This window comes from Vibrio sp. 05-20-BW147 (genome assembly GCF_013369385.1).
GTDB classification, from domain to species: Bacteria; Pseudomonadota; Gammaproteobacteria; order Enterobacterales; family Vibrionaceae; genus Vibrio; species Vibrio floridensis.
The window spans coordinates 35793-57156 of sequence record NZ_SZTO01000007.1 but is presented as its reverse complement, the minus strand read 5'-3'; the positions used below and the strand labels follow the sequence as shown (position 1 = coordinate 57156).

General features: G+C 46.7%; 21 protein-coding genes. 10 read left to right on the top strand and 11 right to left on the bottom strand.

The annotated features are described in order from the left end of the window. The first annotated feature begins 42 nt into the window (after positions 1-42). The 3 genes from vctD to vctC are packed head-to-tail and all read left to right on the top strand — an operon-like array spanning position 43 to position 2684. Positions 43-978 carry an iron chelate uptake ABC transporter permease subunit VctD gene (gene vctD, locus FC652_RS07845; RefSeq protein ID WP_176298135.1) on the top strand — a complete coding sequence of 312 codons (936 nt, stop codon included), beginning with the start codon at positions 43-45 and terminating at the stop codon, positions 976-978. Beyond that, the gene (locus FC652_RS07840; RefSeq protein WP_176298134.1) at positions 971-1921 is read left to right on the top strand and encodes an iron chelate uptake ABC transporter family permease subunit; all 951 of its coding nucleotides are present in this window, start codon (positions 971-973) and stop codon (positions 1919-1921) included. Before vctD ends, FC652_RS07840 begins: the two co-directional genes overlap by 8 nt. A gap of 7 nt (positions 1922-1928) precedes the next feature. Next, on the top strand, positions 1929-2684 hold the full coding sequence (vctC, locus tag FC652_RS07835) for an iron chelate ABC transporter ATP-binding protein VctC (protein WP_176298133.1): 756 nt from the start codon (positions 1929-1931) through the stop codon (positions 2682-2684). Between the two features lie 89 nt (positions 2685-2773). On the opposite strand, the gene cueR is transcribed toward vctC, so the two are convergent. From cueR to dmeF, 3 genes are all read right to left on the bottom strand, one after another. Then, positions 2774-3160, bottom strand: coding sequence for a Cu(I)-responsive transcriptional regulator (gene cueR, locus FC652_RS07830; RefSeq protein WP_176298267.1), 387 nt, complete (start codon positions 3158-3160; stop codon positions 2774-2776). Positions 3161-3242: 82 nt separating this feature from the next. Next, complete coding sequence (locus FC652_RS07825) at positions 3243-3659, bottom strand: MarR family winged helix-turn-helix transcriptional regulator (protein WP_103193523.1); 417 nt, start codon at positions 3657-3659, stop codon at positions 3243-3245. Then, complete coding sequence (gene dmeF / locus FC652_RS07820) at positions 3659-4588, bottom strand: CDF family Co(II)/Ni(II) efflux transporter DmeF (protein WP_176298132.1); 930 nt, start codon at positions 4586-4588, stop codon at positions 3659-3661. The genes FC652_RS07825 and dmeF overlap by 1 nt, the downstream gene beginning before the upstream one ends. A 365-nt stretch (positions 4589-4953) precedes the next feature. Between dmeF and FC652_RS07815 the strand changes: the two genes are divergently transcribed. Next, positions 4954-5766 carry a pesticin C-terminus-like muramidase gene (locus FC652_RS07815; RefSeq protein WP_176298131.1) on the top strand — a complete coding sequence of 271 codons (813 nt, stop codon included), beginning with the start codon at positions 4954-4956 and terminating at the stop codon, positions 5764-5766. After that, on the top strand, positions 5756-6229 hold the full coding sequence (locus FC652_RS07810; RefSeq protein WP_217904560.1) for a hypothetical protein: 474 nt from the start codon (positions 5756-5758) through the stop codon (positions 6227-6229). Before FC652_RS07815 ends, FC652_RS07810 begins: the two co-directional genes overlap by 11 nt. Positions 6230-6252: 23 nt before the next feature. Here FC652_RS07810 and FC652_RS07805 read toward each other — a convergent pair whose 3' ends face one another. After that, entirely contained in the window at positions 6253-7173 is a 921-nt protein-coding gene (locus FC652_RS07805; RefSeq protein ID WP_176298129.1) for an IS5 family transposase, read from the bottom strand. A gap of 222 nt (positions 7174-7395) precedes the next feature. Next, positions 7396-8415 carry an MBL fold metallo-hydrolase gene (locus tag FC652_RS07800; protein WP_176298128.1) on the bottom strand — a complete coding sequence of 340 codons (1020 nt, stop codon included), beginning with the start codon at positions 8413-8415 and terminating at the stop codon, positions 7396-7398. Between the two features lie 192 nt (positions 8416-8607). Between FC652_RS07800 and FC652_RS07795 the strand changes: the two genes are divergently transcribed. Beyond that, positions 8608-9237: a TetR/AcrR family transcriptional regulator gene (locus tag FC652_RS07795; protein ID WP_176298127.1), complete on the top strand. Its 630-nt coding sequence runs from the start codon at positions 8608-8610 to the stop codon at positions 9235-9237. Between the two features lie 81 nt (positions 9238-9318). On the opposite strand, the gene FC652_RS07790 is transcribed toward FC652_RS07795, so the two are convergent. The 4 genes from FC652_RS07790 to FC652_RS07775 form a co-directional block, all read right to left on the bottom strand. Continuing rightward, positions 9319-10260 carry a Gfo/Idh/MocA family protein gene (locus FC652_RS07790; protein ID WP_176298126.1) on the bottom strand — a complete coding sequence of 314 codons (942 nt, stop codon included), beginning with the start codon at positions 10258-10260 and terminating at the stop codon, positions 9319-9321. An 80-nt stretch (positions 10261-10340) separates the two neighbouring features. Continuing rightward, positions 10341-11438: an ABC transporter permease gene (locus FC652_RS07785; protein ID WP_045622753.1), complete on the bottom strand. Its 1098-nt coding sequence runs from the start codon at positions 11436-11438 to the stop codon at positions 10341-10343. Continuing rightward, positions 11435-12361 carry an ABC transporter ATP-binding protein gene (locus FC652_RS07780; protein ID WP_176298125.1) on the bottom strand — a complete coding sequence of 309 codons (927 nt, stop codon included), beginning with the start codon at positions 12359-12361 and terminating at the stop codon, positions 11435-11437. Before FC652_RS07780 ends, FC652_RS07785 begins: the two co-directional genes overlap by 4 nt. Before the next feature lie 3 nt (positions 12362-12364). After that, a complete protein-coding gene (locus tag FC652_RS07775) occupies positions 12365-13315 on the bottom strand; it encodes an HlyD family secretion protein (protein WP_060534222.1) in 951 nt (316 codons plus the stop codon). Between the two features lie 362 nt (positions 13316-13677). On the opposite strand from FC652_RS07775, the gene FC652_RS07770 reads away from it, so the two are divergent. Next, positions 13678-14481, top strand: coding sequence for a hypothetical protein (locus FC652_RS07770; RefSeq protein WP_176298124.1), 804 nt, complete (start codon positions 13678-13680; stop codon positions 14479-14481). Positions 14482-14583: 102 nt separating this feature from the next. Here the strand turns inward: FC652_RS07770 and FC652_RS07765 are convergent, their stop codons facing one another. Beyond that, on the bottom strand, positions 14584-15447 hold the full coding sequence (locus tag FC652_RS07765; RefSeq protein WP_011081539.1) for a MurR/RpiR family transcriptional regulator: 864 nt from the start codon (positions 15445-15447) through the stop codon (positions 14584-14586). Positions 15448-15543: 96 nt separating this feature from the next. Further along, entirely contained in the window at positions 15544-16809 is a 1266-nt protein-coding gene (locus tag FC652_RS07760; protein ID WP_176298123.1) for an amino acid deaminase, read from the bottom strand. Positions 16810-17042: 233 nt separating this feature from the next. On the opposite strand from FC652_RS07760, the gene FC652_RS07755 reads away from it, so the two are divergent. From FC652_RS07755 to FC652_RS07745, 3 genes are all read left to right on the top strand, one after another. Beyond that, complete coding sequence (locus FC652_RS07755; RefSeq protein WP_217904568.1) at positions 17043-18425, top strand: amidohydrolase family protein; 1383 nt, start codon at positions 17043-17045, stop codon at positions 18423-18425. Between the two features lie 75 nt (positions 18426-18500). Beyond that, a complete protein-coding gene (locus FC652_RS07750) occupies positions 18501-18893 on the top strand; it encodes a RidA family protein (protein WP_011081536.1) in 393 nt (130 codons plus the stop codon). A gap of 56 nt (positions 18894-18949) precedes the next feature. Beyond that, positions 18950-21358, top strand: coding sequence for a family 20 glycosylhydrolase (locus FC652_RS07745; protein ID WP_255199147.1), 2409 nt, complete (start codon positions 18950-18952; stop codon positions 21356-21358). Positions 21359-21364 lie beyond the last annotated feature (6 nt).

The window sequence follows — 21364 nt, the reverse complement described above, 5'->3', positions numbered from 1 at the left end:
TTAATGTTAATGTACTCAATTCTGATCAGAGAGAGGTAACGTTTGAAGAGGTTACTGTTCACTCTCATTTTACTTTCTATCGCTTCTCTGTTTGTTGGTGTGGGTGATTTAACACCAAGCATGTTGTTGTCTGGAGATGCTCAGGCGTGGCACTTGTTCTTTACCAGTCGATTGCCAAGATTACTTGCTATTTTGCTTTCTGGGGCAGGGTTGAGTATCGCAGGTTTGATCATGCAGCAGATCAGTCAAAACCGCTTCGCCGCACCTTCTACGTCTGGCACCATTGAGTGCGCGATGTTGGGGTATATTGTCAGCTTGGTCTTTTTAGGCAAAGGAGACAGCTGGCTGCTCATCTTTGGATTTGCGATGGCAGGCACCTTGCTCTTTGTCAGTTTTGTCCAGCGGATCCAGTTCAAAAATGCGGTTTTCGTTCCTTTGATCGGCATTATTTTCGGCAACATTGTTGACTCGTTAGCGACGTTTATTGCCTACAAATATGATTTGCTGCAAAACCTTTCCTCGTGGTCTGTAGCGAACTTTGCCAACTTGTTACAAGGTGACTATGAACTTCTTTATATCGCGCTTCCGGTGGGGATTTTTAGTTACTTATACGCAACGCGCATTTCTGCCGCTGGCTTAGGCAAGGACTTCGCCACCAACCTAGGATTGAACTATCAGCAAGTGATTGTAATCGGTGTTGTGCTGGTTTCAGTATTGTCGGCCAGTGTGGTGATGATTGTCGGCCAATTACCTTTTCTTGGCTTGATTGTGCCCAACTTGGTAAGTTATTTCTACGGCGATAACTTACGTAAAAACATCCCGCTTACTGCGATTTATGGTGGGTTGTTGGTGCTCTCTTGCGATCTTATGGGGCGCCTGATCATCTTTCCTTATGAAGTGCCCATCTCAATGGTGATTTCGATTTTGGGCGGTACGGTGTTTGTGTACCTCATCGTTGGAGGAAAGCAACGTGTCTAATCGAATTAAGTTATTGATCCTGCTGATTGTTACCCTGATTTTTGCCACGCTATTTTTGGTAAAAGGGCTCACGCTGGACAATTATCAATACTTTTTATCACGCCGAATACCCAAAGTGTTGGCGATGATCTTGGCAGGAGTGGCGATATCGCAAGCGTCCCTGCTATTCCAAACCGTTACACACAATCGAATCTTGACTCCAGGAGTTCTCGGTTTTGATTCTCTCTATCTGTTAGTGCAAGTCATCGTTGTGGTGGTGTTTGGCGGTCTCAGTCATTACGTGTTAAATGCTTACCTCAATTTTTCCATCATTGTCAGCGTGATGGTGCTGTTTTCCATCCTGCTCTTTGGATTCTATTTCCGCGGTAAAGAGAAGAATTTGATCACGTTATTGTTGGTGGGATTGATACTTGGCCAGTTGTTTTCCAATGTGGCTTCATTTTTTGTGTTGGTAATGGATCCCAATGATTACGCCTCTGTTCAGGCCAACATGTTTGCGAGTTTCAATAATATCGACACCCAATTGGTCTATCTTACCGCGCCGTTGTTGTTGATCGCCTCGTTCGCTATGTATCGTATGCACCACATCATGGATGTGTTCTGGCTGGATAAAGATAACGCGACCAGCCTTGGTGTCGATGTTCGCAGTGTCACTAAAAAAGTGCTGATTTTGAGCGCAGTGTTGATTTCGATTTCAACGGCACTCATTGGGCCTGTGCTCTTTTTCGGCTTGTTAGTAACCAATTTAGCGCGTGAAATGTTTAACACCTACCGTCATTCACTGCTGCTGCCTGGCTGCGCTATCTTGGGAGTCTGTTTACTTCTTGTGGGGCAGTGGCTGGTGGAAAACGTATTGGCGTTTCAAACCACGTTGAGTGTGATTATTAACTTTGTCGGTGGCGTCTATTTTCTTTCGATGTTGCTGCGAAACCGTATTGTGTAGGTAAATCATGATCATTTTAGACCGCTTAACCAAGCGTTTTGGTAAGTTTGAGGTTGTGTCAGCAGCGAGCGGCCAATTTGAGAAAGGCAAGGTAACATCCATTATCGGCCCGAATGGTGCGGGTAAGAGCACGTTGCTTTCAATGGCGTCTCGTTTAACGCAGCGAGACGGCGGCTCCGTTCTTATTGACAGTAAAGAGCTTCACGATTGGGATAATAAAACCTTAGCAAAAAAATTGGCGGTATTGCGTCAAGCCAATAGCATCACCATGCGCTTTACCATTCGAGAAATGGTTGCTTTTGGTCGTTTTCCTCACTCGTCTGGTCGCTTGACTGAGCAAGATAATGCTGAAATTGACAAAGCGATTCGTTATCTCGATCTGCAAGAAATTCAAGACAAGTATCTCGACGAACTCAGTGGTGGGCAAAGACAGCTCGCCTTTATCGCCATGGTCATCGCACAAGACACGGATTATGTGTTTCTAGATGAGCCGCTCAATAACTTAGACATTCGCCACTCCAAACAAATTATGCAGACGGTTTGCCGATTAGCGAGAGAAATGAACAAAGCGGTTGTGGTCGTGATTCACGACATCAACTTTGCAGCTTGCTACTCTGACCACATTATTGCGTTGAAAAAAGGCAAAATTGTCGCCAGTGGTCGAGTAGAACAGGTGATTGAAGAGCGGACGTTAGAAGAGATATACGAAACGCCTTTCAGAGTGATAGAACAAGAAGGCAAACGTATGTGTACCTATTTTTAGGACGCTCTGTTTAAGGTATTTCGTTACAGCACGCTTGGTTTTCCATCGCCGATTCTCAAATTGGCGATGGAAAAGCTTATATGACGCGTTTATTTTGTCAGTTCATCGATAATCGGGCAGTGGCTATCGGCGTTGCCGGGGCAAGAAGATACCCAGCTTTCCAGCTGTTTCTTAATCTCGTTGAGATGAGCGAGCTTTTGCTCGATCTCCGCCAACTTCTCCTTGGTCTTTTCTTTTACTTCGCTGCTTTTCCGATTGGGATTTTGCGCCAGTTGGACAAACTCTTTACACTCTTGCAGCGAGAAACCAGCATTTTTGGCCCGAGAGATCAGATTTAGTTCAACAATGTGTTTTTGCCCATATTCGCGATAGCCCGCATCACTGCGTAATGGTGGCGAAATAATGCCTTTTTCTTCGTACATGCGAATGGATTTGGTTGATAACCCAGTTAGTGTTGAAATCGCACCGATGTTCATACTCACCTCACAAATCTCTGTTTGTCATGATTTTACGCTTTGCCACTCGCTTAGCAATGCTTTGTTGCTTGATGCTGTTGTCTTAGAACTCTTGATTCATCTTCTCAAGACAAGAGAGCAGCAGTGCTTGCTGCTCTTCGTCGATATGGCGTGTGAGCTCGCGAACCAAATCAAGATGCAATTGATTGTGCTGGCGATGAATCACTTGTCCTGTTTCTGTTAGCTTGACCACGATGGCACGTCGATCTTCTGGGAGTGCGCAGCGCTCAATCAACTCCGCTTTGACCAGTTTTTCTATCTGCACCGTCAGTGTGCCTGTCGTGATGCCAAGCTTTTCTGCCAGCTCTTTCATTCGCAACGCGCCGTGACAGCCGAGCACTTCAATGGTGTGAATTTGCGCCAATGAGTAGCCGGTTTCTTTCACGACCGATTGCTCCCACGAAGACATCTTGTCGTAGAATTCAGTCAGAGTTTGATTGAGTTTTTCTAAATTTCGCATTACTTGGCCGGTTGCAGTTCCAACGTGAGGTGGTGAATCTTATCAAATTTTTCCAGCATGTGTTTATATTCCTCATACGGGGTTTTGCTGTGATCCACCAAGCTGATGATCGCGCCGTAATGGTGGCCGCTGATCCGCCACACATGTAAGTCGGTCACGGTGGCATAAGGGCTTAACGTTTGGTTAAGCTGCTCGATGTAATTCGATTCAATGCTTTCATCAAGCAAAATGGGCGCCGTTTGTTTCACCAGTCCGAAGGTCCATTTACCAATCACCAGTGCACCCACGATGCCCATCAATGCATCGAGCCAAATCCAGCCGTAGAATTTACCAATGATGAGCGCCGCAATGGCCAAGATTGAAGTGAGGGCATCCGCCAAAACATGAAGATAAGCGGCGCGCAGATTGTGGTCGTGATGGTGCTCATGCGCATGTTCATGATCATGTTCGTGGTGATGTTCATGATGATGATCACCGTGATCGTGATGATGGTGATCATGCAGCAAGAACATACTGGCGACATTGACGGATAATCCAACCACCGCCACCAAGATCGCTTCATTAAATTGAATACTTTCAGGATTAAATAGGCGATGAACCGATTCCACCACCATCAGCAAGGCGACGATTCCTAAAGCAATCGCGCTGGTAAAACCACCAAGCACGCTGACTTTCCCCGTGCCAAAAGAGAAACGAGCACTGTGCGCGTGCTTTTTCGCATAGCGATACGCAAAGAGGGTGATGCAAAAGGCAGCTGCGTGCGTCCCCATGTGCCAACCGTCAGCCAGTAGCGCCATGGAGCCGTAAAGGGTGCCCGCAACAATTTCCGCCACCATAGTAAAAAGGGTGAGTAAAAGAACGTAAAAAGTGCGTTTTTCACCCTGTTGATTGTGTGTGGTAAATCGGTGGCTTTGAGAGCAAGCAGACATAAAAGAAAATCCATTTGTTTGATAGTCAAAATATTTGAAAGTAAATTTAGTTTGATTGTCAAAGTAAGTCAACGATTTGTTGCGTGCAGAAAACGCAACAAGCCACACAGTGTGGCTTGTTGGTTAGGTTATCGGTGGTAGATAGGGTGTTATTTGCTCGAAATTGCAATAGTGATGACTTTATTATTTTCATATAGCTGCGTGTTATCTCCAAAATTTAAAAAATCTGATGACTTTGAATTTATTGCTAAATGTGATTTGTTTATGCTGACAAATATCACAGATTAGCGAATCCTTTGGAGGGTATTTTGTAATTTGAAATTTTAGGTATTGTTGGAACAAATAAGAAAAATAATGTTTATGATGTGAAAGTTATACAAGCACTGTTGAATGTCTACGCTCGGAAAAATGCAAGAAAAGTATTGGACATTACAGGAAAATGTGATGATGAACTAATTTCTAAACTGGTCGAATATCAAAATAAACATCTTAATAGCGCTATGCCAACATATTACGTAGAGCCAAATGGAAAAATAATAAAGTCGCTTAATGACTTAGTTCGCTCTGTTTTTAAACCTTTGTCTATTAATCCTCCCCTCCAAGGTGTACTTACGTGGAGTGCTGAAGGGAATGAAGGAGGAGCATATCATAGTAGAAAGCTACATGTTCCAAGTGATAGTTCAGGTGTTACTGTGGGACGTGGGTATGACTTGAGGATGAAAAAACTTGCTCTCGCTCGTAAAGATCTTGCTTCTGCTGGCATCAGACCAGATGTCATATCTAAATTGGTGGGTGCAATAGGACTACAAGGTAAGCAAGCGAAACAATTTATCATTGATAGTGATTTGATTGACTACCAAATATCTGTAGATGCCCAACTAAAATTATTTAATATTAGTTATGCTTTTGAATCTTCAGAAGTGAAAAGGATTTGCAATAAAGCGGATGTAGTTAAGAAATATGGTGCTACAGACTGGGCTAACTTAAATGAAAAGATTAAAGAAGTTACAGTAGACCTGAAGTTTCGAGGAGATTACACATCAACAGCTAGAGAGTATCTACAAGAAAGTATTGCTAATAATGATCTTGGAAGTTTTAAAAAAATCATTACTAATAAATCTCTATGGGCAAGAGTTCCAGCGGATAGATTTGATAAGCGAGTTAAGTATGTTATGTAAATTTTTATTCTCAAGTTTAAATATGAGAAATTTAATAGTTATAGCAAGCATTATATTAATTTATTCTGTTCATACACATGCTACGACATTACCAGTATCGATAGATAGAGTTGAAACATATAGAATTAACGAATTTCTTATTCGAGTAGTAAAGCATAATATGGAAGTCGAACCATTATTAGAAATTGATAAAATAAGCACGCCTGAATTTAGAGTTATTGATAGTATAGAAATAAGATCTGTATTTATCGAAAATAAAGAGTTGAAATTCAATTCTTCATCTGGAGTTTTTATTGAATCAATTTCATCAAGGAATAGTGAATTATTGTTTTCTTTAGAGTATTTTTATCTAGATGGGGGGAGCGACTATATAGATTGTACTATTTCTATTAATACAAGCTCTATGTCCACTCCGACATGTATTTATAAAGAGGCTTTGTTGCGTAATTCAGCACAAAAGTAAAGCGACTTCATTTTGCGCTTTTTTTAGCCAATACGACAAGTTTTAGGCATACCTAACCCTGTAAGCTTGTTTAACGCTTTTATCATGGCATAAGTCTCACCAACCTGAGCGTTGTAGTCTCTCATACTTAATTTTCCACCTAGCAACTGCTTCACCCTATACATCGCTGTTTCTGAGAGAGAACGCTTGTGGTAACCATACTTCTGTTTCCAGTGTTTATTTGAACCATACAATTTCTGGCAGGCCACACCAAGATTTCGGGGGTGACCTCGCTCCCAGAATGCGGCTCCGTCTCGTGGAGGAATGAGTGCGACTGCTCGCTTTATACGGATAGCTTCGTAACAGGCCTTAGTGTCATAAGCACCGTCACCTGATATTTCAACGATCTTTCTGCGTGTTTGCTTAAGTAGATTTGGCAGCACTTCAGCATCAGTCACGTTCGATAAACTCAATTCCGCAGCGATAATTTCGTGGGTATTCGTATCAACGGCAAGATGGAGCTTTCGCCAAACTCTACGCTTACCGTCTGTGCCATGCTTTTTGACTTTCCATTCCCCTTCGCCGTAAACCTTGAGACCAGTAGCATCGATGGCTAAATGCCTTATCACACCAGACGTTTGAGGTTTGAATGACACTTCAACCTGTTTAGCTCGGCGACTGATACAGGTGTAATGTGGACACTGCAATGGAACACGAGCAAGCAGAAATACGGAGTCAATGAATCCTTGCAGAGTTCGTAACGGCATTGAAAAGATACGCTTCATCATCAACGCAGTTGTGATCGCCAGGTCGCTAAAGAAACGAGGTCTTCCACGCTTTTTTTGTTTGCTTTGTTTCCACTCTCTTATCGCTTCTTCATCAATCCAGAAAGTGAGTGAACCACGGTTGATTAAGGCTTTGTTGTACTGATTCCAGTTCGTTGTTTTGTAGCGAGGTTTCGGCATGAGACTAGGGGAATGAACTTACTTAACCGATCAGATCGTAACCTTCTGATTTAGTTCCCTCGAATTACGCAACAAAGCCTTATAAAGAAGGAGTTAATAGTGAATAAAATGCATTCAAGAGGGTGTAATGTCGCCTAGCACTCCCAGCTTACGCTTGGCTTGCTGGCTAAGGTGCGATGCAGTCACTTTGGTCGCGTGTGCCTGCATCCTCCATGTGTGGCTTTAGCCGTTATCTTCTAACCACCAGGGTTTGAGTGGTGATTCTTCATTAAGCACAAGGCGCTGACCAATCTCTGGGCTGATCATCTTCACTCCTTTTTCTTCGCTGATTTGTCGCGCTTTTTCCATCGGTTCATGCCAATCGTGCATTGCTAAATCAAAGGTACTGTTGTGAATCGGCATCATTTTCTGGCCTTGCAAATCAAGATGCGCTTGAACGCTCTCTTCAGGGAACATGTGAATGTTCGACCACAAACTGTTGTACGCGCCAGTTTCGATCATGGTGAGGTCGAACGGGCCGTATTTTTCCCCAATGGTTTTGAACCCATCAAAGTAGCCAGAGTCACCACTGAAGAAGAGGTTTTTCTCACGGCCACGAATGACCCAACTTCCCCACAAGGTGCTGTTACTGTCGGTTAATCCTCGGCCTGAAAAGTGCTGGGTAGGCGTGAACACGTACTCAATTCCGTTGACTACGTGGCTTTCCCACCAATTAAACTCAACGATTTTGTGCTTGTCCACGCCCCATTCTTGCAAGATCACGCCCACTTTCAATGGCACAAGAAAAACGCCCACTTTGCTCGCCAGGGTTTTGACCGTGTTTTTGTCGAGATGGTCATAGTGGTCATGACTAATGAGAACCACATCGATGCTTGGCAGCCCATCAAGCTCAATTGGAGTTGGGTGAAAGCGGGCAGGGCCAAAAAACTGTACAGGTGAGGCGCGTTTACTGAATACCGGATCCGTCATTACCAATTGACCGTCCAACTTCATCAGCACACTTGAGTGACCAAGACGATAGAGCACATCTTGCTGCTCCTCAAGCAACTGTTCTGTCGTGATGCTATGCACTGGCAGTGCAAATGTGGGTTTCGGTGCAGCGCGTTTCGTCGTGAAGTACGCTTTGACGATTTCAAAGAGGTCAGAACCGCCATTGAAATTGGGGTCACTATTACGAAATGTCTTTGGATAAGGGGATTTCTCTGCTTCAGCAGTCGAGCTGGCGGTGAAGATCGAACTCATGGCAATAGCTCCTAACACAGTCAAAAAAGTGATTTTGATAAGTCGTTTGTTCATTGTGTTTTCATCGTCCTTCTCACCACAAAAGAGAGTGGTTTAATGTAAACTACTCGGTGTAGTTTACATTTTGGGCGTGAAAAGTAAACTACTTGGTGTAAAATAATCACATCTTTCGACAACCTGAGCAGTAACACCATGATTGAAAAGAAAAAGACGCGAAGTAAAGAAAAGCGAGAGGCGATACTCACGGCAGCGAAACAAGCGTTTTTGGAATTTGGTGTACAAAACACCAGTATGGATAAACTGGCTGCGTTAGCAGGGGTGTCGAAACGAACCGTTTATAACCATTTTTCCTCAAAAGAAGCCTTGGTGATGGAGCTGCTATCCGTTTTATGGAAGAGCACGATCACTGAGGATGAGTTGGTTGCACTCAGTAAACGACCTTTGCAGGAACAACTGGTGAGTTTGCTGTGCCAAGAAATCAATGTGATTGCTCAGCCCAGTTATTTAGATATGGCGAAGGTGGCATTAGGCCATTTCTTGTTTAAGCCAGAAGAGCTGAAAGCGCAAACCAGCAGCATGTCGAAACAAGACACCGCACTCTACACGTGGCTAGCAGAGCAAGATAAAAAAGGACGTTTGAAGCTAGAGAGCGTGGAACTTGCTCGCACCCAGCTTCACAGTTTGATCAAAGGCAGCGCCTTTTGGCCGCAGCTTATTGGCAGCGCCGAACCGCTCACGGCTGAGCAAGGAGAAGCGCTGGCAAAAAACACCGCAGCACTGTTTTTAAGTCATTATGCGGTGAGTGAAGAGCACGGTAAGTAAAGGCGAGATTTCCGCAAGTTAAGGCGGCGATACGATCGCCGCAGATTCATAGGGTCAGCAGACTTTAGCGTGTACGCCGTGTTACAACGCTTTGGCGATCTTTTGGTAGATCGTCTCTGCCAATTGATGGCTAGCGATATTCCGTTCCACAATCTCACTGGCCAGTTGACCACGCTCCACCACCTTGACCCAATCTCTGAGCATCGGTGTAAAGCCTTTACTGGTGAGCATTGGTGTCCAATCTTTTAACGCCAATTTGGTTTGCTGGCCTTGCTGCCAAAGGTGGCCTTCACAAAATGAGTCAAATTCAACGGCGCGGTTTTGGTAGCTAGCCACCACACGTTCTGTGGTGACGCCAAATTGACGGTTCATCGACGCGTGTAACAAGGTTTCTCCAGCTTGCCATTGCACATCCACTCGCGCGAGTTGAATGCCCGCCATTTGGTAGGTCAGGTAAACATCTTGCAGATCGGCTTGGCGACTGAGATTCACGCTGTCGAGAGGGTGGATGAAATCATCAAACAGAAAAGTACGCAGCTCACCTGGAAGATCGAGTCGATGTTTTTCCCAACGCAGCGAACGCAGTACCTCAAATCCCTTGCCTACTGTATTTGTGGTGTCGAGTTCAGGGATGGTTTGATTGAAGAGAGGAATATGGCGACGGTTAAACCCGACATATAGAGGCTGGCCGTGCTGATGGGCGATTTCATACAGCGTTTCAACATCGTGAGCGTTGTCTGCCAGTGGCTTGTCGACAAACGTTGGGATGCCCTGCTTAAGAAAATAGCTTGCAATGTCGGCGTGCACGCTGGTGGCCGCGTGAATCATTACCGCATCAATGCCCATTTTGGTGAGCTGACGGTAATCACTACAATATTCCGCAATTCGGTATTGTTTGGCCAATTGTTTAAGCAGCGTGCCATCGCGAGTGCAGAGCACAAGCTCAATATCCGACATTTGAGTGATCACGGGCAAATACGCTTTCTGCGCAATATCCCCTAAGCCAATCATTGCAATTTTCATGGTAATCCTTGTTGTTGGTCGCGGTCGTTATAACGAGGGGAACGAGCGCCCCTCGTGACAATTGAACACCATGTCGCGTATTAATCCAACGATTTCTTGAAGCGAGTTGAGGCTATGATCAGCCCAAGCAGAGTAAAGCCAATCATCCATAAAGTGTCGCGCCACAGGTCGAACAAATCAGCGCCTCGCAAAACAATGCCGCGAATCATCCGCATGAAGTGGGTGGCGGGGAGCACTTCGGCAATCCATTGGGCCGCCACGGGCATGCCCTCGTAGGGGAACATGAAACCCGAAAGTAGGATGGAAGGCAGCAAGATGAAAACCGTCATTTGCATGGCTTGCAACTGTGTGTTGGCGATGGTGGAAATCACCAGCCCCAAGGTAAGACTCGCGGCAATAAACAACAAGGTACCCAACAATATTTGCGCAACGGAACCATTGATAGGAACGCCAAAAATAATGTGTCCAAGCCCTAAGATGATGAACACCTGAATCAAACCGACAAAAATGTAAGGGACGATCTTTGCCACCATCAGTTCAAACGAGCGTACCGGCGTTGTGATCAACAGTTCCAAGTTTCCACGTTCTCGTTCACGCACAATGGCGGCGCTGGTGAACAAAATCATCGTCATGGTGAGAATGACCCCAAGTAGCCCGGGAACAATGTTCACTGCTGAGCGGCGGCTTGGATTGTAGTACAGCGCCACTTCAAAGGTTTGTGTTGGTTTCGGGCGGATCTGAAAATCAAAATCTGTCAGCGGCATCGTTTGTAAGCCAAGAATCGCCGCGCTGATCATGGTATCGGAACCGTCGACAATCCATTGACCTAACGGACGGCCTTGCGCCATGCGTTGCGTTAAATCGTTCGGTAAAATCAACGCCGCACGTACGATACCATCTTGAATCGCTTGCTCGGCTTCTTCTGCGGTGGCGTAGCGTTGAGTGACGCTGACTACTTGCGTGACTTTGACCGACTCGGTAAGAATACGCCCTGCAGTACTTTCGCTTTGATCCACCACCGCGACAGGAATGTCCCGAATGTCGGTATTAATCGCATAGCCAAACAATAGCAGTTGGATCAGGGGAATCATCACCACCATGCCAAAGGTAATGCGATCGCGCGAGAGTTGGCGAAATTCTTTGACCATAATCGCTTTCATTCGATAGAGCGCATTCATTGGCGGCCTTCTCCTGTTACGGACACAAACACATCTTCCAAACTTGGTCTGGCAAGGTTCATCTCTGCGTTTTGTAAACGAGGAAACGTGGCTCTTAGCCACGCAATTGGGTCTGTCACGCGTTGGTCGATCAAGACGCGTAAGCGAATGCCCAATTGCGCTGCAGAACGAACTTCTGCCAAAGGCAATAACTGCTCTTTTAACGAACGTAAGTTGTCTGCTTTGACCTCAACAATGTTAACGCCCATTTGCGCCATGAGCTCTTCAGGGGCTCCATCTGCGCGAATCAATCCCGCCTCCATAATGGCAAGTCGGTGACAGCGTTCCGCTTCATCCATGTAGTGTGTGGTTACCAAGATGGTGGTGCCTTGGTCGCAAAGATCGAACAACTGCTCCCAGAACTCGCGGCGGTTTTCGGGGTCAACCGCTGAAGTGGGTTCATCAAGAAACAGCAACTCGGGTTTATGCATGGTCGCTGCGGCCAGAGAAAGGCGTTGCTTTTGGCCGCCACTCATCCCAGAAACCCGTTGTTTGCGGCGTTGATCCAAGCCATAAGTGGCGAGCTGTTCATTGATTCGCTGAGTTAGGGTTTTCTTGTCCATACCAAAAATCTGGCCAATGAACTGCAAGTTTTCTTCCACCGTGAGGTCATCGTAAAGAGAGAACTTCTGCGTCATGTAGCCGATCTTCAAGCGGAGTTTTTCTGACTGTTTGGGAATCTCCAAACCGAGCACATCAACGTTGCCTTCGCTTGGGCTGAGTAGCCCGGTGAGAACACGGATGGTGGTCGATTTTCCACAACCATTTGGGCCAAGAAAGCCGTAGATGCTGCCTTTCGGCACGTTCAGCGTGATGTTGTCGATGCCAGTGAAATCGCCAAATTTTTTCACCACGTTTTGCGCCTGAATTGCGTATTCAACCATGGCTTACTCTCCGTTGAGATCGACCTGTGCTGGCACGCCGGAAGGGAGGGCGCGCGCAGCTTCGGTAAGATCCACTTCCGCTAAATACATCAAGCGTGAACGCTCTTCCTCGGTGAGGGCGTAATAGGGGGTGAAAGAGGCTTCGTTCGCCACCCAACGCACCGTGCCTTGCAGAGGATCGCTCACGCCATCGACATGGACAGTCACTTGTTTGCCGGGCACGAAGTTCACTCGATAAGTGGCAGGCACATAGACGCGCGCATAAGGAATGCGATTGGCTTGAATGACCGCCACAATGCCACTGACAGGCACGCGCTCCCCTAGGTTATAAGGCAGATTGTCGAGAATGCCATCTCGGGTCGCGACGATGGTGAGTTCGTCGAGTTTCTGCTGCTGTAAGACCACATCGGCTTGAGTGGCGGCCAGTTGCGCCTTGGCTTGTTCGATATCTTCTGGCCGTGAGCCTGCGGTCAGCTTGCTGAACTCTTCATTGGCGGAATCCAGTTCCGCTCTTGCCGAATCTCGCTGTGCGAGAGCGGTGTCTTTTTCTGACTGACTGATGAGCTTTTTCGCCACCAGTTCCGATTTACGTTTGAAGGTTTTCTGCGCTTCGATTAACTGCGCTTCGGCGCGGGCAACGCGAGCTTGTGCTGAAGCAATGTCCTCTGGTCGTTCACCGTTAGTGAGCTTGAGTAGATAGGCTTGCGCTTTGCTTTGTTCAGCGAGGGCACGGGCTAAGACGGCTTGTTGATTTTTGCTATCGAGCTTAACCAGCACATCGCCTTGCGAAACCATCTGACCTTCCTTGATGGGAAGCTCTCGAATGATCTCATTGGCGGTGGCGGTAAAGGTGACACGGTCACGCTCAAGTGTACCAAGTGCTTGAGGCGTGGATTCGGTCGTGCAAGCGGTGAGGGCAAGAAGAGCCCATACGCAGATCAGTCGGTTTCGCATGCGATCGTCCTAACAGTAACGGTAGTGGTTAATCAATCAACAGTGTAACGCTGGGTGTGGTTGCTGCTCTAGCAACTTAATTCTGCAAATATTCATCAAGTGATGAATTAAACAACTCAGTTTGTTTGAGTATAGTAAGTGTTTGATTAAGTGGAAGTAGATTGAGTTCTTAAAGTGAGGAAAGAAGCCTTTTGTTTAACAAGATAAGAAAGGATGTGAGTGCCAAGATGGTATTTGTCTTGAGGCAGAGAGATGTCTGTCGGCAAATTTAGAGTAGGTTCAAAGTTATTCACGAGTTGAGTTCCTTCTGTATTGATATATTTGTCTTGTTTTAATTAGCTGATAATCATAGGGAAATTAAAGTGATCAAGAATACGTTGGTAGTAGCAAGTTCTGTTCTTCTCTTTGCCTGTGGGGGCGGAGGCGGTGGTGGCTCAACTGCAACGGGAGAAAGCGCTGATGGGCAAGGAAAGTGTGGGAACATGCCGGAGATGGCATGTACATACTCGTTGGCTCAGTTGACGTCAGAGGTGACGTTTTCCCACGCGCCTGATCCTGTAGACGAAACGGGTGACAGATATAACGTTTATATCGATATGAAGGGTGGTGGTTCGAAAATTCAGTTGCCTGACGATCATCGCTTTGAACTGATGGTGGACGGTACCAAATATCCATTCCAACAGAACCTGCACCAAATTCTGTTTGTGGCGACCGATGTTCCCGTGAATGGACAAACATACGAAATATCTTGGTACAAAGGCGATGTGCTGGTTGAAAGCAATGCGCTACAATCTTTAGCCAAATCAGTTAAAGCCAGTTTAGATTCTTATGCGCTCAATGAAGTGCAATTACGAGTATTAAATTGGCAGCCTGTTGAGTATACCTATGAGGCAGATCCCCTCTCTGTGGTTTGCGTTGATAGCAACAACGTAAGTAAGATCTACCCTCTGAAACAACCGAAAATTTTTCCGTTAGACACCGGAATCATGACATTTTCCCTACCAGAGCACTACGGGCTAGAGTACAACCAATTATCTTCGAACTACCAAAGTTGTCAGTTGGATGTAAGGGTTCATGCTGAAAAAAAATTACAGCCAAGAGAAGCCATGAAAAAAATGAATCTGATCAGTAGCACTGATATTCTGGCAGAGCATACATTGTTCTAATACTCTGATGGTTAGAATGTTGTCTGTCAAAATCATGATTGACGTACATTGCAATAAAAGCTCAGCTTAGTTTGCTGGGCTTTTATTGCGTTTCAGTTCTCTTTAGTCACCCAAAGGCTGCCTATCACCGCCGCCGCGATGCGAGTCTAATGCCACTTTTAAGCGGCGCAGTTTGTCACGTGAGCGACGTTTATTTTTCACCGCTAACGCCATCGAAAGCACATCGACAAGGGCCAGCATGGCGTAACGCGAGGCGGAAGGCTTGTAGATAAAATCCGTTTCGTGATGCTCTATCGGCAAAACCACGTTCGCTTGTTCAGCCAATGGGGTGCCTTTTGGGGTGATGGCAATGATTTTCAGGCCGTAATCACGAGCCAGTTGCGCCGTTTCAACAATCACAGGGGTGTAGCCTGTCGCTGAAATCAACACCATGACGTCATTAGCATCAGCGGTGGCGGCGACCATGCGCGTCATCAAACCATCGTGGTAGGCAACAATGGCAAAGCCCAAACGAAACAGGCGATGTTGCAGTTCCTGAGAGGCAATCGTGGAACCACCACCCATGCCGACACTGATGATTTGTCTTGCACCATAGAGCCACTCAACGGCTTGATCAATATCTTGTTCATTAATCAAAGCACGGTTGATATCGAGTGATTGTTTGATGGATTCGTAAATCACTTGATAGCCACTTTGATCAGGCGGTTCAAGAATAAATCGTTGGCCCACGGTGAGTGATTGCGCCAGTTTGATCTTCATTTCGCGCACATTCTTACAACCAATCGCTTTGGCAAAACGCGTAATGGTGGCCTCGCTGACATCGGCGCTCTGGGCCAGTTCAGTAATACTCGCATTGGCGGCGGTTTCAATGTCATCCATCACCAATTTGGCGACTTTCTTTTCTGCCTCGCGTAATGCGCTAAAACGTTCGGTAATTTGAGAAATAATATCGACTTCTAAACTCAAGGGATTGTCCTACGTTGCCAATGACCGCAGTAAAACTGCGGTCGCAAGAATAGCGTAATTTGCTCTAAGTTGCTGCTTTCACATCGCATAAATTCATCAGAAGCGGGTTTCTACCCAGTGGCTCACGTGATAGTGATCATCGCGAATGGCCAACGCGCGCCATTTGTCGATGGTGAGGCAAGGGTGAGAGGTGGAGAAAACCAGAATATCGCCGACATCGAGTTCGCACTCTGCCGGGATCTTGACAAACGTGTGTTGATCCATGATCGCGGTTGATGTCACGCCAGCAGGTATTGGCAGCGGCTGACCGTCGCGAAACGCGTGTTCTAACGTGGGCAGGCCTGCATCAAATGCCACATCACGCTTACCCATGCCAACCACAAGACGCGTTGGTTCTGGGCGAGAAATAACATGTGCCCATAGCTCAAGCGCAGAGAGCAAATCCCCACCAAGATCGCACGCGACGCCCTGATTTTGTTGGGCTCTTTGCATCACTTGTTGCTGTGCGGTTTGGTAAATCCCTGTGTCATGGATAGCGTAGCAGCCAGGGCGAATGACAGGGGTGAGATCGGTAAGGCCGCTAAATTGCTCCGCCACAACGTCATACCAAGCTGAGCCCGCACCAGTAATGATTGGCTGTGATGCGATCAATTGAGCGCTTTTGAGCTTGCGAGCTAAAGAGATCGCATTCTGCAAGAAATGGCGAATCTCTTCCTCGGCATTTTCACCATGAATCACCCCTTCGTACACCTCGATGCCTGCCAACGCCAAATGAGGCAGTGAGTGGATTTCGTTAGCGAGTGAAAGCACTTGTGCTTCGCTTCGACAACCACAACGGCCGCCATTCACTCCCAATTCAATGAAAAGATGAAGTGTTTGCTGGCGTTGGGCAAAAAAGTGCGAAAGGGCGCGAATGTTCCGTGATGAATCCACGCAGCAGTAAAGGTGAATCTCAGGATCTTCGATGAGTTGACTGATGATGGCCATGTTGGCTTTGCCCACCAGTTGATTCGCGATGATGATGTTTTTCGCCCCAGCCATGGCAGCCACTTCCGCCTGCGCCGCGGTGGCGACGGTGATGCCCCACGCACCATGTTCGAGTTGTTGGCGGAAGAAATCGGGCGTCATGGAGGTTTTGCCGTGTGGTGCCAGTTTCACGTGATGGTGATTGGCAAACTGCTGCATCCACTTAAGGTTATTGTTGAGTGCAGACGCGTGAATCACCGCACTCGGCAGGCTCACTTCGTCCAACGATAAATTGCATGCTTGAGGTTGAATTGCTTGGCTTTTTTCACCAGCAGCGGGGCGTTGAATAACAAAGTTATGATAGTTTCTATCATGATTTTCATAAGGTTTTTTCATGGCTATCTACTTCTAACATGGTTTAAGTGATTGATATTTTGAATTTCTTTGTTTCCAAAATAGATCTTGTGATAGAAAGTATCAAGCTTTTCGTATTTATTTGTGTGTTTTGTCACTGATTAATTTTTAGCAAGATTTACTATGGCATCAGGTTAAAGAGTTGAGCAGTAGAGAGACGTAGAGTGTTCGATACCATAATTCGAAATGTAGAAATTTTTGATGGCACCGGTGGGATGCCATTTGTGTCTGATGTCGCCATTCAAGGGCAGCGAATTGCTCAAATTGGTGATAGTCAACATGCGACTGCGGCTTGTGTGATTGATGGCCAGGGTTTGGCGCTCGCACCGGGATTTATCGATGTTCATACTCATGACGATACCAATGTGATTCGTTATCCTGAGTGTTTGGCTAAAATCAGCCAAGGGGTGACGACCGTGATTGTGGGTAATTGTGGCATCAGTGCCAGCCCGACGATTTTAGCGGGTGATCCGCCTGACCCTATGAACTTGCTTGGTGAGCAAGCCGATTTTAAATACCCGACTTTTGCTCATTACGCCGAGGCGGTAACACGCGCACAACCTGCTGTGAATGTGGCGGCGTTGGTTGGCCATACGACACTGCGTAACAATGTTATGGATGATTTGTTGCGCACCGCATCCGATGAAGAAATCGAGCAGATGCGACAAGCGCTGGCTTTAGCGATGGAACAGGGGGCGTTGGGGCTAAGTTCTGGTTTGGCTTATGCCAGTGCTAAGCAAGCGACCGCCGATGAAGTGATGCGCTTAGCACAAGTGCTCGGCGAGTATGAGGGCATTTATACCACTCATATGCGTACCGAATTTGAAGAGATACTCAGCGCGATGACGGAAGCCTTTGAAACGGGCCAGTTTGCTAAGGTGCCTGTGGTGATCTCCCATCTCAAATGCGCAGGCGCGGGCAATTGGGGGCGCACGGTTGAAGTGGTGGATCTGATGGAAAAAGCCGCTCAACATCAAGATGTCTCTTGCGATTGTTACCCTTATTCGGCCAGCTCTTCCACTTTAGATCTGAATCAAGTGACAGAAGAGATCGACATTTTTATTACTTGGTCGAAAAGCCAGCCACAGTTTGCCGGCAAGATGCTTAAGCAGATCGCCAAGGAAATGGGGTTACCCCTCATGGAAGCAGCCAAAGCGCTACAACCTGCTGGAGCGGTGTATCATTGCATGGACGAACAAGATGTTAAGCGAGTGTTGAAATACCGCTTAACCATGGTGGGTTCGGATGGGTTGCCGAACGATCCTCACCCACACCCGCGCTTGTGGGGCACTTTCCCGAAAGTGCTTGGGCACTATTGCCGAGAAGAAAAACTTTTTTCCCTGCAAGAAGCAATTCACAAAATGACGGGAATGTCCGCTAAACGATATAACCTCACTGGGCGAGGAGTGATCAAACAAGGTGCATTTGCTGACTTGGTTTTATTTAATCCGAGAACAGTGAAAGATACCGCAACTTTTGAAAATCCCATTTCGTTAGCGCAAGGTATTGAACGGGTATTCGTGAATGGAATGCTGGCTTATTTTAATGGTCAGGTTTCAAAACACAGAAACGGTGTTTTTATTTATCGAAATAAATAACGTTTTAATTCAAATAAAGTTATTTGATAAATATTAAATTGATGAAATTAAGTAAGAAAGTAATGGAGAAAAATAATGTCAATTAAACGATATGGTGTAGAAGGCGGCGTGGGTACAGGTGGTCAGCATTTACCCTTTGCACGAGCAACCGAAGCGGGTGGTTTCCTTTACGTCTCTGGCCAAACACCGATGATTGATGGTGAAGTGGTTGAAGGTGGCATTGTTGATCAGTCTCGCCTTGCGATTCAAAACTGTGTCGACATCATGAGCGAGGCGGGCTATACGCTAGAAGATGTAGTACACGTTAAGGTTGTGTTGACCGATGCACGCTATTTCCAGTCGTTCAATAAAGTGTTTAAAGAGTTTTTTGGCGAGCATCCACCTGCGCGTATTTGCATGGTGTGTGACCTTGTGGTGGATGTCAAAGTGGAAGTCGACGTAACGTGTTATCGAGCCGACCGTCGCTGATCGCCGTCTCATCCACTAAGTAGAACGAGTTTCACATATTTAGGCTACCGGCAGCGATGATACCTAATACCCACTTAATATTAATGCCTTACCCGCAAAACGTTGAGTTAAGCGAAGGCAAGGTGACGCTGGATAAAGCGTTCAGTATTTATATCAAAGGTTACGACTCACCACGCGTGGCGTTTAATGTTAAGCGCACCATGGAGCGGCTCTATCGACAAACTGGCTTGCCGATGCTGAATTGGCAGGCAAAATCCGAACAAGAAGCAACGTTGGTGATAGATATTCAACGTGCCCCAAGCAGTGCGGTGCAAAATATCGACAGCGATGAGTCATACCAATTGAAGGTTGCCAATGGCAAGATTTTGCTTTCATCCACTGAGCCTTATGGCACGTTTCATGGCTTAGAAACCTTACTGCAACTGGTTTCGACGGATGCCAATGGCTACTTTGTTCCCGCCGTTGCTATCTCTGATGCGCCGCGTTTTAAATGGCGTGGGGTGTCGTACGATACTGCGCGTCATTACATCGAACTGCCGGTGATTTTACGCCAGTTGGATGCCATGGCCTCAGCGAAAATGAACGTCTTCCACTGGCATATCTGGGATGACCAAGGCATTCGTATTCAACTGGAAAACTACCCTCGCTTGTGGCAAGCCACCGCGGATGGTGATTTCTACAGCAAAGATGAAATTCGCCAAGTGGTTGAGTACGCGCGTAATCTCGGTATTCGTGTGATCCCTGAAATCTCGCTGCCTGGCCATGCTTCGGCGGTCGCGCACGCCTATCCGGAATTGATGTCTGGCCTTGGTGAACAGTCTTACCCTCAGCAGCGTGGTTGGGGTGTGTTTGAACCTTTGATGGACCCAACCAATCCAGAACTCTACACCATGTTGGCAAGCGTATTCGATGAAGTGGTCGAGCTCTTCCCAGATGAGTATTTTCACATCGGCGGGGATGAGCCGAACTATCAACAGTGGCGTGACAACCCGAAAATCCAAGCGTTTATCAAACAGCATCAATTGGACGGCGAACGAGGGCTGCAATCGTACCTGAATAGCCGAGTCGAGCAGATGCTGAACCAGCGCGGCAAGAAAATTACAGGCTGGGATGAAATTTGGCATAAAGATCTGCCCAAATCGGTGGTGATTCAGAGTTGGCAGGGGCATGACAGTATTGGCCGAGCGGCGAAAGAGGGCTATCAAGGCATTTTGTCGACGGGTTATTATCTCGATCAGCCTCAACCCACCAGCTACCACTATCGTAATGACCCGATGCCGAAGGGGATCACCGTCGATGATCAACTGCATCAAGGGGAAAAATTTGTCACCTACGATTGGGTGAAGCCTCGCAATAAAGGAGGCCCGCGCAAAGGGAATCTCACCATCATCGAGGGTGCTGACGGCAAAGTGCGTGCGTTTACCGATTACAATGGTAAATCGCGTGAAGAAGTGTATGTATTGGAATACGTGCCCGGTGTGAAGTTCCGCGGCCACTTTGACAACTTCATGTCTTACACCGAGTTCAATTATCAGTTTGCTGGTGATCAACTAAAAGAAGGCAGCTATCAGCGTATTGGTAATGTGCGTTGGCCGGCAACTGGCAATCTGGTGGCCTCCAGTGAAGGAGAAGTGAAGAGCATTCCGAAGCCTAATGGCGGTTATCCTGCTCAACTGACCAAAGAAGAGGAACCGTTGATCCTCGGTGGCGAAGTGACCATTTGGGGTGAAAATCTCGATTCGATGACCATAGAACAGCGCTTATGGCCACGCAGCTATGCGATTGCCGAACGACTTTGGTCAAGTGAATCGCTCACTGATGAAGCCAGTATGTACCGTCGAATGCGCGCGTTGGATAGTTGGTCGGAAATTTCTCTTGGCCTGCGTCATCATGCCGATGCTCTGATGATGCTACAGCGTTTAGCCAATGGAGCAGATGTTGCACCGCTCATCACGTTAGCCAAATACACGGAGCCTGCACAATATTATGCAAGGCACTGGGAGAAATGGATTTCTACACCAAACAAGGGGGATTTGTACAACCAATATGAACGCTTAAATCGGTTCGCCGATGCCCTCGTGGTAGAAAGCTATGCGGTGTATGACATGGAAGCGTTGGTGCGTGGCTATCAGCCAAATGGCAATGCACAAATTCCGCAAAGCAAGCAGGCGCTTGAGGAGCTCTCTGAGCATTATAAGGTAGTAAAAGGTGCAGCGCGTCAATCTCGTGGGATTTTTGCTGCCAATGTGGCCTCACGTGAGAGTGTGGCGATCGCAGATGCAACCATAGCGCTAGCGGAACTGGGTCTTGAGTTGGTGGAAAAAGCGCAACAGGGACAAGTGCTTTCAGCTGCTGAGCGAGCGACTTACCAAGCGATATTGGATAAGAATGCGGTCATTTTTGATGAAACCATTGTGGCGATAGTAAGACCAACCGAGCAGCTACTTCACAAAATTGCACCTTAGTGTAGA

Excerpts from the sequence above, each read along its gene's own strand:
- vctC (WP_176298133.1), top strand. The coding sequence starts at position 1,929 with ATGATCATTTTAGACCGCTTAACCAAGCGTTTTGGTAAGTTTGAGGTT.
- cueR (WP_176298267.1), bottom strand. The coding sequence starts at position 3,160 with ATGAACATCGGTGCGATTTCAACACTAACTGGGTTATCAACCAAATCC.
- FC652_RS07825 (WP_103193523.1), bottom strand. The coding sequence starts at position 3,659 with ATGCGAAATTTAGAAAAACTCAATCAAACTCTGACTGAATTCTACGAC.
- dmeF (WP_176298132.1), bottom strand. The coding sequence starts at position 4,588 with ATGTCTGCTTGCTCTCAAAGCCACCGATTTACCACACACAATCAACAG.
- FC652_RS07810 (WP_217904560.1), top strand. The coding sequence starts at position 5,756 with ATGTTATGTAAATTTTTATTCTCAAGTTTAAATATGAGAAATTTAATA.
- FC652_RS07805 (WP_176298129.1), bottom strand. The coding sequence starts at position 7,173 with ATGCCGAAACCTCGCTACAAAACAACGAACTGGAATCAGTACAACAAA.
- FC652_RS07800 (WP_176298128.1), bottom strand. The coding sequence starts at position 8,415 with ATGAGTTCGATCTTCACCGCCAGCTCGACTGCTGAAGCAGAGAAATCC.
- FC652_RS07795 (WP_176298127.1), top strand. The coding sequence starts at position 8,608 with ATGATTGAAAAGAAAAAGACGCGAAGTAAAGAAAAGCGAGAGGCGATA.
- FC652_RS07790 (WP_176298126.1), bottom strand. The coding sequence starts at position 10,260 with ATGAAAATTGCAATGATTGGCTTAGGGGATATTGCGCAGAAAGCGTAT.
- FC652_RS07785 (WP_045622753.1), bottom strand. The coding sequence starts at position 11,438 with ATGAATGCGCTCTATCGAATGAAAGCGATTATGGTCAAAGAATTTCGC.
- FC652_RS07780 (WP_176298125.1), bottom strand. The coding sequence starts at position 12,361 with ATGGTTGAATACGCAATTCAGGCGCAAAACGTGGTGAAAAAATTTGGC.
- FC652_RS07775 (WP_060534222.1), bottom strand. The coding sequence starts at position 13,315 with ATGCGAAACCGACTGATCTGCGTATGGGCTCTTCTTGCCCTCACCGCT.
- FC652_RS07760 (WP_176298123.1), bottom strand. The coding sequence starts at position 16,809 with ATGAAAAAACCTTATGAAAATCATGATAGAAACTATCATAACTTTGTT.
- FC652_RS07755 (WP_217904568.1), top strand. The coding sequence starts at position 17,043 with ATGCCATTTGTGTCTGATGTCGCCATTCAAGGGCAGCGAATTGCTCAA.
- FC652_RS07750 (WP_011081536.1), top strand. The coding sequence starts at position 18,501 with ATGTCAATTAAACGATATGGTGTAGAAGGCGGCGTGGGTACAGGTGGT.
- FC652_RS07745 (WP_255199147.1), top strand. The coding sequence starts at position 18,950 with ATGATACCTAATACCCACTTAATATTAATGCCTTACCCGCAAAACGTT.